7 protein-coding genes and 1 pseudogene are annotated in these 12146 nt (G+C 69.4%); 1 reads left to right on the plus strand and 7 read right to left on the minus strand.

The window, feature by feature from the left end:
* Nucleotides 1-2: 2 nt before the first annotated feature.
* The 6 genes and pseudogenes from UCD39_RS01525 to UCD39_RS01550 form a co-directional block, all read right to left on the minus strand.
* On the minus strand, nt 3-1601 hold the full coding sequence (locus tag UCD39_RS01525) for a methyl-accepting chemotaxis protein (RefSeq protein ID WP_330494380.1): 1599 nt from the start codon (nt 1599-1601) through the stop codon (nt 3-5).
* A 106-nt stretch (nt 1602-1707) separates the two neighbouring features.
* Nucleotides 1708-2373, minus strand: a complete 666-nt coding sequence (locus UCD39_RS01530; RefSeq protein WP_330494381.1) for a chemotaxis protein CheW — start codon at nt 2371-2373, stop codon at nt 1708-1710.
* Between the two features lie 3 nt (nt 2374-2376).
* On the minus strand, nt 2377-4377 hold the full coding sequence (locus UCD39_RS01535; protein ID WP_330494382.1) for a CheR family methyltransferase: 2001 nt from the start codon (nt 4375-4377) through the stop codon (nt 2377-2379).
* Nucleotides 4370-6439 (minus strand): response regulator, encoded by a 2070-nt coding sequence (locus tag UCD39_RS01540; protein WP_330494383.1) that lies wholly within the window; start codon nt 6437-6439, stop codon nt 4370-4372. The genes UCD39_RS01535 and UCD39_RS01540 overlap by 8 nt, the downstream gene beginning before the upstream one ends.
* Nucleotides 6436-7803: an ATP-binding protein gene (locus tag UCD39_RS01545; RefSeq protein ID WP_330494384.1), complete on the minus strand. Its 1368-nt coding sequence runs from the start codon at nt 7801-7803 to the stop codon at nt 6436-6438. The genes UCD39_RS01540 and UCD39_RS01545 overlap by 4 nt, the downstream gene beginning before the upstream one ends.
* A gap of 79 nt (nt 7804-7882) precedes the next feature.
* A pseudogene (locus tag UCD39_RS01550) lies at nt 7883-8254 on the minus strand (response regulator); the annotation flags it as partial.
* Nucleotides 8255-8563: 309 nt separating this feature from the next.
* On the opposite strand from UCD39_RS01550, the gene UCD39_RS01555 reads away from it, so the two are divergent.
* Nucleotides 8564-10609: a M3 family metallopeptidase gene (locus UCD39_RS01555; RefSeq protein WP_330494385.1), complete on the plus strand. Its 2046-nt coding sequence runs from the start codon at nt 8564-8566 to the stop codon at nt 10607-10609.
* Between the two features lie 153 nt (nt 10610-10762).
* Here UCD39_RS01555 and UCD39_RS01560 read toward each other — a convergent pair whose 3' ends face one another.
* Nucleotides 10763-12142 carry a GntT/GntP/DsdX family permease gene (locus UCD39_RS01560; RefSeq protein ID WP_330494386.1) on the minus strand — a complete coding sequence of 460 codons (1380 nt, stop codon included), beginning with the start codon at nt 12140-12142 and terminating at the stop codon, nt 10763-10765.
* Between the last annotated feature and the right edge of the window lie 4 nt (nt 12143-12146).

The raw sequence follows: 12146 nt of genomic DNA on the forward strand, positions 1-12146 counted from the left end.
CCTCAGGCCTGGTACTGGCCGGTGACGGTCTTCAGCTTATGCCCTAATTCATTGAGGTTGTGGGCGGCGGTCTCCGCCTGCTTGGTGGCGTTCATGTTCTGCATGCTGGCCTGCTTGATGTTCTCCATGGCCAGCGCCACCTGGTCGATGCCCACCTGCTGCTGCTGGTTGGACGCGGCGATCTGGGTGGCGGCCTGCGTCGCCACGGCGATGCTCTGGGCCAGGCGGTCGATGGCCTCGCCCGCCGCCACCGACTGCTTCACGCCGGCATCCACCGCCTTGCTGCCCTGCTCGGCCGCCAGCACCGCCGTGGCGGTGGCCTTCTGGATGTCGCCCAGGATGGACCGCACCTGGGTGGTGGCCTGCTTGGACTGTTCGGCCAAGCTGCGCACCTCCTGAGCCACCACGACGAAACCCTTGCCCTGCTCGCCCGCACGGGCCGCCTCGATGGCGGCGTTGACGGCCAGCAGGTTGGACTGCTCGGCCAGGTCGTTCACGGTCGCCACGATCTCGCCGATCGCCTGGCTCTGCTCGCTCAGCTGCATCACCGCCTCGGCGATGGCCATGATCTGCTCACGCACCTTGGTGATGCCGTCGATGGACTGTTCCACCGCCTGCTTGCCGTTCTGGGAGATCTGGGCCGTGCTCTGCGCCGTCTGCGAGACGTAGAGCGCCTTTTCGCTGGACACCTGGGAGGTCTTCTTGACCTCCTCCATGGTGGCGCTGGTCTGGGCCAGGGCGGTGGCCGTCTCGGCGGCGCTGGCGGCCACCTGGGCGGTGATGGTGACGATCTGGCTGCTGGCCGTGCCCAGCACCGTGGTTCCTTCGCGCAGATCGCGCATCAGCTGGCGCAGGTTGCCGGCCATGGCGTGGAAGGTGCGGCCCAGGCTGCCCACCTCGTCACCCCGGTCGCTGACCTCGATGCTGCCGGCCACCGTCAGGTCGCCCGCGCCGATGCGCTCCGCCGTGGTGGTGATGGCGCGCAACGGCGTGGCGATGTTGCGGCCCAGGAACAGGCCCGCCACCACCACGAACACCGCCGCCAGCAACGTGCCCCCGGCGATGACCAGGACCGTGCTTTCCGCACTGGCCGCCGCCGCCGTCTCCCGCGCCCGCAGCAATTCGCCCTCGCCCGCCTGCATGGTGGCGACGATGCGGCGGATGTCGTCCATCGACTGCTTGCCGCGGTCCGTCAGCACCACCGCCTTCGCCGCGTCAAAGCCCTGCAGGCGGCGAAGGTCGATGGTATCCTTCAGCTCCGTCACCTTGTCCTTCAGGGGAACGCGCAAACGCTCCAGGTTCTGCTGCTGCACCGGGTTGTCCTGGGTCAGCGTCGTCACCGTCTGCAACACCTGCTCCAGGGTGTTCATGCCCTGGCGATAGGGTTCCAGATAGCGCTCCTCCCCCGTGACAAGATAGCCGCGCTGCCCCGTCTCCATATCCTGGACAGCGGTCAGCAGGCTGAGCAGGCGGGCCTGCACCTCATAGGAATGGGAGCGGAGCGAGGTGGTTTCCGTCAGCTGACGAATGTTGCCGTAGGAGCTGGCAGCCACCACGAGAAGAATGAACAGGACGCTGCACAGGCAGATCCAGATTTTCATTCCGACAGAATACTTCATGACCGGCGCTCCCGAGGGGCTGTGCGTGGACCGTGATTTTGGGACGGGGCTTGGTGGGTGACTGGGCGCGTGCTCGGCCGCATGGGGCTCAGCCCGACCTGGCGGCCGGCCGGCCGTCAACAACGAGGTCGGGATCCGCCACCAACCGCCGAGCGTCCAGCAGGGCCAGGTGCGGGGGCAGGACACCCGCCAGGTAATGGCGTTGGCGGCCGGCCAACACCGCCGGCGGCGCCTGCACCTGGGCGCGCGGCACCCGGGACACGCCAACGATGGCGGTGACCAGCAATCCCAGGCCGCCGGCCGGCTGCCCCAGCGCTTGCGCCTGGGCCAGCACCACCACCCGGCGCAACTCCGCCGGCGCCACCGGCGCCAGGCCCAGCAGGCGGCCGAGATCGACCAGGGGCAGCACCTGGCCGCGCGCGGTGGTCAGGCCGGCGATGAAGGGCGGTGCCTTGGGCACGGCGGTCAAGCCGTTCAGCGCCATCACCTCCGCCACGGCCGCGGTCTCGAAGGCGTACCGCTCCGTCCCCACCGTGAATTCCATCAGTTCCAGGAGATCGCCGTCGTCGGTCAGCACGGGCGGCTTGGCCAACTCCAGCCCACGCCGATGCAGGATGCGCCGCGTCATCTCCTCATCAGGGACCCAGCCACGTTCCAGCGTCGCCGCCCAAGCCGCCAGCCGGCGATGGGCGCTGTCCCAGTCCATGCTCCGTCTCTCCGTGGCTTGGTTCTCCATGCCCTGGTAAATGGCCATGCCTCAGAACTCCCCCGACGGGTCGCCGCCCAGCGCCGCATGGGCGTGCGCGGCCACATCCATGAGCCGCCCCACGGTCATGCCTTCAAGGTCGGGCAGGATGTCATCCGGGCGGTGGCCCTGCAAAAGCCCCATGATGTTGCTGTAATGCTTGCGGGCGTCGCGGATGCGGCCCTGGCTGCGCGCCAGGTTGGCCATGGCCAGATGCGTGGCGATGGACTGGGGCGCCAGAAACAGCGCGCGCTGCAGCGACATGGCCGCGGCGGCGGCGTCCCCCCGCTCCTGCTGGATCATGGCCAGCAGGTGATGGGCTTCCGCGCTGACGCGGTTATGGTTCAGCACGCCCTGGCACCAATGCGCGGCCTCCGCCAGGTGTCCCTGGTTGGCATAGCACCGCGCCAGCAGCAGCATGGCCACCTCATCCGCCGGCGCCACGGCCAAACGGGCCTCCAGTCCCTCAACGGCGTCGCCATACCGGCCCAGATCATACAGCGCGCGACAGTGGGCCAAGGTCGGGACCGGCGCCTTCGCGGGTACGGCGAGCGGAAACGGCGACGCTGGCACGGGCATGGGCACGGGAGTGGGCACAGGCACGGGCATGGGCGGGGAATGCCGGTGGACCGGCGGCGGCGCGGGTGCCGGCAAGGACACCTTGCGATAGACCGTCGCCCCGTCGAACGGCACGAAGGTCAGGGGGGCGAACAGGGTGGGCGCGCCGTCCACGGAACTGGGCAGCAGCCAGCCATTGTCCACCAGGGCATGCGACAGGCGCCGCACCACACGCCCCGCCTGATCGGCGTTGAAATACATGAGGACGTTGCGGCACAGGATGACGTCCATGGCGTTGGTGTTGCTTTCCAGCGCCGGGTAGGGATCGTCCATCAGGTTGTGGTAGGCGAAGGTCACCATGCGGGCGATGTCGGGGCTGATGCGGTGACGCCCGCCCGCCAGCGCGGTGAAGTAACGGCCGCGCAGCGCCGGGTCCACGCCCCGGAATGACCATTCGCCGTATATGCCTTCGGCCGCGCGGCGCAGGAAGCGCGGGTTCACATCCGTGGCCAGCAGCGTGATGGTCCAGGCCGAGCGGTCGGGCAACAGCGTGTCCAGCAGCATGGCCAGGCTGTACGCCTCCTCCCCCGTGCAGCAGGCGGCGCTCCATATCCTGAGGGCCAGCGTACCGGCCGCCCGCCGCTCCGCGATGAGATCGGGCAGGATGTTCTGGCCCAGAATCTCGAAGCTGCGGGGTTCGCGGAAAAAATAGGTTTCCCCCACCGTCAGCTGCCCGGCCAGCGCCTCCAGCTGCGTCCGGTCAAGCGCGCCCGCCGACAACCAATCGCGCACGGCCGCCACGGTGTCGGGATAGCCCAGCTCCACCGCCGCCCGTTCCAGGCCGCGCTCCATATCCATCCAGCGGTCAGCCGGGAAATACAGGCCGATGCTGGCGCTCAACCGGTCGGACATGGCGGAGAGCAGGGTATCAGGCAGGGTGCGATGCATCCGCCCCCCTGTTTCCCCCACGGCTGGCCCCTTCGCACTGGCCAGCGCGGCCGAGAGCGCCTCCTCCTCCGCCGCCGACAGGAAGCGGTCGAGGTCGTGGATCAGCAGCAGGCCGTCGGACAGCCGCACCACGCCGACGATGGCGTCGTCCGTGCCCGGCACCAGGCCCTGAGCCGACACCCAATCGAGGGGTGCTGCGGCCACTGTGCCCACGACGCTGTCCACCAGCAGGACGACGGTGCGGTAGGGCCCGCGCGCCACGATCATGTGGTCGCTGAGCGACAACGGCCGGGAGTCCAGGCCGAAGCGGCGGCGGACATCCATGACCGGCACCACCTGTCCCTGCAGGTTGATGACGCCGCGCACCAGGCCTGGCGCCCCCGGCAGGGGTGTGACCGCCACGGCGCGCACCGCCCGCTCGACCATGGCCAGCGGCAGGCCATAGGCCTGGCCGTCCAAATCGAAGCGCAACAGCGGGGCGCCGGTGCTCTGGCCCGGATCAGCCATGGGCATCCCCTTCACTTGTCCCTTCACCGGCCAGATCCCGGGGCGGAAGGCCAACAGTGGCCGCCGCCTTCAGCAACTCCTCCAAATCCACGGGCTTGCTGAGGAAGGCATCCAGCCCCGCCGCGCGGCACCGCTCCCGCTCCTCGTCCGAGACACCGGCGGTCAACACCACCAGCGGCGGCAGGGGGCGGTCCGGGGCGCGGGGAAGCGCCCGGATAAGGGTGACGGCTTCCAGCCCGCCCATACGCGGCATGTGCATGTCCATGAACACCAGGTCATAGGTGCCGGTGTCCACCGCCCGCACGGCGGCGGCGCCATCGTCCACGATCTCCACCTCATGTCCGGCGCTGCGCAGGACGGTGGACACCAGAACCTGGGTGGAGCGGTCATCCTCCACCAGCAGGATGCGGCGGCCCGCCGCCGGTCGTTGCGGTGGCCCCGCCACCTCTTCGGCGGGCGGGGTCGCCGGCGCCTCCGCCGGCAGGGTGAGCGGCAGCTCGAACCAGAAGCGGCTGCCCTGGCCCGGCGCGCTGTCCACCCCGATGCGGCCGTCCATATGCTCCACCAGGCGGCGGCAGATGGCGAGCCCCAGGCCGGTACCACCGAACCGGCGGGCCGTCGTCTCATCCACCTGGCTGAATTCCTCGAACAGGCTGGACAGACGTTCCGCGGGGATGCCGATGCCGGTGTCGGTGACGGACACGCGCAGGCGCGATGCTTGCCCCTCCGGTCCTTGGCGGCCAGGCAGGACCTCCGCCACCAGGTCGATGCCACCGGTGGCGGTGAACTTCACGGCGTTGGTCAGCAGGTTGAGGACGACCTGCCGCAGGCGGGTCGGGTCGCCCATGATCCTGGCCGGCACGGTGCCGGCCACCGCCGTGCTGAACCCCAGGCCCTTGCCGATGGCCGAGGGCCGCACCAGGGCCGCACAATCATCGACCAGGGCGCGGACATCCAACGGCAGGCTTTCCAGGGTCAGCCGGCCGGCCTCGATCTTGGACAGGTCCAGGATATCGTCCAGCAGGCCCAGCAGGGCACGGCCAGCCTCCGCCTGCAAGGTCAGCAACCGGTGCCATTCCCCCGGGCTGACCCCGCCGCGCAACAGCAGTTCGGAAAAACCGATGACCCCCGTCAAAGGGGTACGCAGCTCGTGGGCCACGGTCGCCAGGTAACGGGACTTGGCCTCATTGGCGAGTTCGGCAGCCTTGCGCGCGGCCAGCAGGTCGCGGGCGGTGGCCGCCAGGTCCTCCGTCCGCTCCGCCACGCGGCGCTCCAAGGTCGCGTGCGCCTCGCTCAACGCCCGCTCCGCCTCCTTGGCGGCGGTGATGTCACGGGCGATGGTGACCAGACCTTCCGTCCCCCCCTCGCCATTCTTGAAGGTGGAACGCACGACGGAATGCCAACGGTGGCCGGCGGCATCATGGGGTGCCTCGGCGACGACGATGCCGGCCTCCAACGCCGCCCGGTCCGCCGCCTCGCGCGCGGCCGCGTCCACGATACCGATTTCGGTGTCCGTGCGGCCGATCAGGTCCGCTGGATCAGTCAGTCCCAGGGCCTGGGCGTGGGCGCGGTTGCCCCGCAGGTAACGGAGGTTCCTGTCCTTGAAGGAGATGGCGTCCGGCACGCTGTCCATCAGATGGGACAGCAGCCGCCGCTCCTCCGCCAGGGCGCGGCGCACGGCGCAATGCTCCGCCGCCTCGCGGATCAGGCGGCGCAGGCGCTCGGGCGTCCAGGGCTTGGGCAGGTAGCCGAAAATCTGGCCGGCATTCACGGCCGCGCCCAAGGCATCAATGTCGGTGTACCCGGTGATCAACACCCGGGTCGCGTCCGACAATTCCCGCGCCCAGCGCAGGAATTCATGCCCCGCCACGCCCGGCATACGCTGGTCGGAAATGATGACCACCGGCGCGATGTCCTCATCCTCCAGCATGGCGCGCGCCGTTAGCGGCGACGTGCTGGTCAGGACGTTGAACTCGTCCTCCAGCGCGTCGGCCACCGCCATCAGCACCTCCGGCTCATCATCGACCACCATGACGGTGGGAAGCTGCTGGCCGTTCATCATGCACTCCCCGGCGCCGCGTGCGCCGCTTGCCCCGGCGCGGTATGCGCCGCCTGCGCGGGACCGGGCTGGGCCGGCGCGTCCGCCGACGCCCCGTCCAGGGGTATCTCGATCACCACCTCGGTACCCTGTCCCTCTTCACTGTGGAATTCCAAGCGCCCGCGATGGCGTTGGATGATGCTATAGGAAATGGAAAGGCCGAGGCCAGTCCCGGAACCCACCGGCTTGGTGGTGAAGAAGGGCTCGCAGATGCGGTCGCGGATGGCGGCGGGAATGCCGTGGCCGGTGTCGCGCACGGACAGGCGGAACATTGGGCCATTCCGGGCCGTTTCCAGCGTGATGGTGCCGGCCCCGTCGATGGCGTCGATGGCATTGCCCACGACGTTCATCAGCACCTGGTTCAGGGGGCCCGGCTGGCAAGTGATGCGTTTCGGGCCCGCGTATTTGCGCTCCACCACGATCCGTTCCGACAGCTTGTGCTGCAACAGGGTCAGCACCGATTCCAGGCTGTCCTCGATCTCCACCTCCTTCACCTCCGCCTCATCCAGGCGGGAGAAGGTGCGCAGCTTCACCACCAGATCCTCGACCCTGTCGATACCCAGGCGGGTCGCGGCCAGACGCTGCCGCATCTTTTCCAGGTCGCGCCCGCCCTTTTCCGACAGATGCCCATGGATTTCCGGGGTGATGTTTTCCAGGCAGCGGGCGATGGTGCCCAGATGGTTGCCGACAAAGGCCAGAGGGTTGTTCAGCTCATGCGCGATGCCGGCCACCAGCGCGCCGAGGGAGGCCATCTTGGCCGCCTGAACCAACTGCGACTGGGTGTCCTGCAGTTCGCGATAGGCCTCTTCCAGTTCCGCATGGGAACGCTCCAGCGCCTCCGCCATGGCGGCGCGCTCCTGGGCGATACGGCGTTCGTCCCGCGTCCGCTCCAGCTCCATCTCCTTATCGCGGAATTCGCTGGTGATACGCAGGTTCTCCTCATGCAGGAACTTGCGGCGCAGCAGGGCGCGGATGCGGGCTTTCAGGATTTCACTTTCGCTGGCCTTGCCCACGAAGTCGTCGGCGCCGGCCTCCAGCCCGCGCATCATGTCTTCCTTGTTGTCGCGGGACGTCAGGATGATGATCTGGAACAGCCGGTCATGCTGGCGGCGCATCCGGTCCAGGTGCTGGCACAATTCCGTGCCGCTCATCTCTGGCATGACCAGGTCGACGACGACGCAGTCGAACCTCTCGCGCTCGATGCGGTCCAGGGCCTCGCGTCCACCGGACACGCCCACCACCTCGTGCCCGTCCTCCTGCAACTGGGCGGTGATGAAGAGCAGGTAGGTCGGGCTGTCGTCCACCACCAGCAGGCGGCTGCGGCGCATGGCCACCGGGGCCAGGCCGGGGACCGTCCCCCACCGCACCGGCTGTGGTCTTGCGCAGCAGGGCCGCGACACGGCTCAACAGGATATCGATGTCGGCGGACTTGGGCACATAGGCGTCGGCGCCGCTATCATAGCCCTGGCGCTCCCGATCCGCAGCGTGGCTGTCGGTCAGCATCAGCACCGACAGGCCGCGCGTGCGCAAATCCAGGCGGACCCGGCGGACGAACTCGTCGCCGTTCATGCGGGGCAGGTGGTAGTCGACCAGCGCCAGATCCGGCATTTCGCGGCCCAGATGGTCCAGCGCGCTTTCGGCGTCACCGCAAACGGTGACGGACCAGCCCTGGCCTTCCAGGGTCATTTGCAGGCGCAGGGCCTGGGTGGGCGAATCCTCGACCAGCAGGATGCGGTGCCCAGCGGTCGTTGGCGCGGTGATGTCGGAACCCGCCGTCATAGGCCGGCCCGGTCATCCACCCGGGCGGACGCGCTACGATGCTCCACCAAATCCGCCTCCAGGCCCGAGCCGCGCCGTCGATCCGCACGGCATCGGCCGCACGGTCAGTCGGGAAAATGCCGGTTTCCCCAACCATTTTCCACCATTCCCGTAACCAGTCCATTAACAGGTGCGTCGTAGGTACCCCGGCCGGGGCAGCGGCATCGGCGCGCCGCTCTGGCACCCCCTCTCCCAATTGCACGGGCGGCATCCCATATGGGATTTTGGTTCCGACATCCGCCGTCTTAGATCAAGGACTTGAGCGCATCCATGACCATCGCCCCAACCGCCCCGGAAGCCGCCGTCGACAACCCGCTGCTGGCCCCCGGCGGCCTGCCCGCCTTCGACGCGGTGAAGCCGGAACACGTCGCCCCGGCGCTGGAGGCCGCCATCGCCCGGCACGACGCCGTGGTGCAGGCCATCGTCACGGGTGACGACCGCGGCTTCGACACCGTCTGCCGCGCCATGGAACAGGCGGAGGCGGAGCTGTCCGACCTGTGGGCGACCGTCGGCCATCTGCACAGCGTGGCGGACACGCCGGAACTGCGCGCCGCCCACGCCGCCGCCTTGGAACGGTTGATCGGCTATTCCTCCGCCGTCGCGCAGAACCCGGAGCTTTATGCCGCCTATGCCGCCGTGGACCAGTCGGCCCTGGGCCCGACGGAGCGGCGCCTGGTAGACCTCAGCCTGCGCAACTTCAAGCTGGGCGGCGTCGCCCTGCCACCGGCGGAGCGGGAGAGGTTCGCCGCCCTGCAGGTGGAACTGGGCCGGCTGCAGACCGCCTACAGCAGCGCGGTGCTGGACGCGACCGAGGCCTGGGTGGAGCACATCACGGATGAATCCATGCTGGCCGGCGTGCCGGCGGGAGACAAGGCCATGCTGGCCAGCCTGGCGGCGGCGCGCAACCTCGAAGGCTGGGCCGTCACCCTGCACCAGCCGTCGGTGCGCGCCATCCTGACCTACGCCGACAACCGCGACCTACGCGCCCGCGTCTACCGCGCCTATGGCACGCGGGCGTCGGACCAGGGCCTGAAGCCAGAAACGCTGGACAACAGCGAGCGCATGGGCGCCATCCTGGCCCTGCGGCGGGAGGCGGCGGCGCTGCTCGGCTTCAAGGACCCGGTGGACCTATCGCTGGCCACCAAGATGGCGCGCACGGGCCAGGAGGTCGTGGACTTCCTGCGCGACCTGGCCCGCCGCGCCCGCCAGCCGGCGCTGGCCGACAAGGCGCAGCTGGAGGCCTTCGCCCGCGACACGCTGGGCATCACGATGCTGGAGCCCTGGGACAACGGCTATGTCGCGGAAAAGCTGCGGCAGGCCCTGCACAACGTCGATGACCAGAAAGTCAAGGCCTACTTCCCCCTGCCCCGGGTGCTGGACGGCCTGCTGGGCCTGCTGCGCGACGTCTTCGGCATCACCCTGGCGGAACAGCCTGCCCCGGTCTGGCACCCGGATGCGCGCTACTACACCCTGTCGCGCGACGGCGTGCCCTTCGCTGGCCTGTACATGGACCTGTACGCCCGCACCGGCAAGAAAGGCGGCGCCTGGATGGCGGTGTGCCGCGCCCGCCTTAAGGGCCAGGACGGCACGCAGTTGCCCGTCGCCTACCTCAACTGCAACTTCGCCCCGCCGGCCGGCGGCAAGCCCAGCCTGCTGAGCCATGGCGACGTGCTGACCCTGCTGCATGAGATGGGGCACTGCCTGCATCACGTGCTGAGCGAGGTCGACTACCCCTCCATCAGCGGCGTCACCGGCTTCGAGTGGGACGCGGTGGAACTGCCCAGCCAGTTGCTGGAGAACTTCGCCTGGGACCGGCAGGTGCTGCGGTCCATGTCCGGCCATGTCGACACGGGCGCCCCCCTGCCCGACGACCTGTTCGACGCCATGCTGGGCGCCCAGCGGTTCCAGGCGGCGCTGGCCCTGCTGCGCCAGGTGGAGTTCGCCCTGTTCGACCTGCAGATGCACCTGGACGCCGGCATCACCGACGCCAAGGGCATCCAGGCCCTGCTGGAGCGCGTGCGGGCGGAGGTGGCGGTGCTGACCCCGCCGGAATGGCACCGCTTCGCCCACGCCTTCACCCACATCTTCGCCGGCGGCTACGCGGCGGGCTATTACAGCTATCTCTGGGCGGAGCGGCTGTCGCTGGACGGCTTCGGCAAGTTCCTGGAAGGTGACAGAACGGCGGCGGGCGAGGCCTTCCGCACCCAGGTCCTGGCCGTGGGCTCCTCCCGCCCGGCGCTGGACAGCTACATCGCTTTCCGGGGGCGCGAACCACAGAACGATGCGCTGTTGAAGCGATACGGGCTGGCGGCTTAAGCGGTGCCCTCAAACGGCGGGCGCGGCCATCCGGCCGCTTGCCTTCCTCACTTTCCATTCCGCTACGCTCCCCGGAAAGCTCCGGCGCCCGCAGTCGCGGGCTACCAATGGCGCGAGAATATTCCCGCGCCATTGGCTTTCTTGCATCCAAGGTCAGAACAGGTGGCTGGCCGCCAGCACCAGAATCAGGCCGGTGACGGAAACGATGGTTTCCATCACCGACCAGGTCTTCAGCGTGTCGGCGGTGCTGAGGCCAAGGTAGTTCTTCACCAGCCAGAAGCCCGGGTCGTTGACGTGGGAGAAGAACAGCGACCCCGCGCCCACGGCCAGCACCAGCCATTCCGGCGCCACCCCGGATGTCCCCGCGACGGCGCTTAGGGCGCCTGACGCGGTGATGGTGGCGACGGTGGCCGAGCCGGTGGCCAGGCGGATCAGCACGGCGATGCCCCAGGCCAGCACGATGGGCGAGACCGCCCCCTGCTGGGCGATGCGCGCCAGGGTGTCCGCCAATCCGGCCTCCACCAGCACCTGCTTGAAGGCGCCGCCACCGGCGATGCTGAGCAGGATGCCGGCCGCCGGGGCCATGGCCTGATGCCACAGCGCATCCCAATTGACAGCCCCATCCCCATGAGCCCCGTTCCCCCGGCCGCGCCGGGGCGCGAAAAAGACCGTCAGCGCCACCAGGTTGGCCAGCAGCAAGGCCACGGGCGGTGCCCCCAGCAGGGCCAACACGGGGTTCTGGCCCAGGGCTGGCACCGCCTTCGCGGCGATGAGCAGAACCGGCAGCAGCACGACGGCCAGCGCCACCCAAGGGGACGGCCACGGCGTAGGGTGCGCCTTGCCCGCCGTGCCACCTGTGATATGGGACACCGCGACATGGGACGCGGCAACATGGGGCACGACCAGACCGGCGAACACCGGCCCCGCCAGCACCGCGATGGGCAGGCCCAGCAGCACGCCCAGCACCAATGTCGGGCCGACGCCGGCGCCCAACTGGTCGACGGCGATGATGGGCCCGGGATGGGGCGGCACCAGGGCGTGCAGCACCGACAGCCCGGCCAGGGCTGGCAGCATCAGGCGCAGATGCTGCCGGCCGTCACGGTCGCCACTCCCAAGGGCCCCCCTCAGAGGCAGCGCCGCGATGATGGGCAGCAGCAGGACGACGCCCGTCTCGAAAAACAGGGGCAGGCCCAGGACCAGCGAGGCCAGCAGGCAGCCCCAGGGCCGCCAGCGCGGCCCCACCGCCCCCACCGTGGCCCCGGCCAAGGAGGCGGCGGCACCCGACAGCTGGAGCATGGTCCCCAGGGTCAGACCCAAGGCCACCACCAGGCCCGCCCCGCCCATGATGTCGCCGAAACCCTTCTGCACGGCGCCCATGGCGCGATCCGGCGCCATGCCCCGCGCCACCGCCAGGGCCAACGCCGTGCACAGCAACGCCAGGAAGGGATGCAGCTTCAGCCGGATGATGAGAACCACGGCCAGGACTATGCAACCGCCTGCCGCCAGGATCAGCCAAACATCGCCGCCTAGCACGCGG

Source organism: Nitrospirillum karajorum, from assembly GCF_036348415.1.
GTDB classification, from domain to species: domain Bacteria; phylum Pseudomonadota; class Alphaproteobacteria; order Azospirillales; family Azospirillaceae; genus Nitrospirillum; species Nitrospirillum amazonense_B.

Coding starts and splice junctions, on each gene's coding strand:
- UCD39_RS01525 (WP_330494380.1), bottom strand. CDS start 1,601: ATGAAAATCTGGATCTGCCTGTGCAGCGTCCTGTTCATTCTTCTCGTG.
- UCD39_RS01530 (WP_330494381.1), bottom strand. CDS start 2,373: ATGGCCATTTACCAGGGCATGGAGAACCAAGCCACGGAGAGACGGAGC.
- UCD39_RS01535 (WP_330494382.1), bottom strand. CDS start 4,377: ATGGCTGATCCGGGCCAGAGCACCGGCGCCCCGCTGTTGCGCTTCGAT.
- UCD39_RS01540 (WP_330494383.1), bottom strand. CDS start 6,439: ATGATGAACGGCCAGCAGCTTCCCACCGTCATGGTGGTCGATGATGAG.
- UCD39_RS01545 (WP_330494384.1), bottom strand. CDS start 7,803: ATGCGCCGCAGCCGCCTGCTGGTGGTGGACGACAGCCCGACCTACCTG.
- UCD39_RS01555 (WP_330494385.1), top strand. CDS start 8,564: ATGACCATCGCCCCAACCGCCCCGGAAGCCGCCGTCGACAACCCGCTG.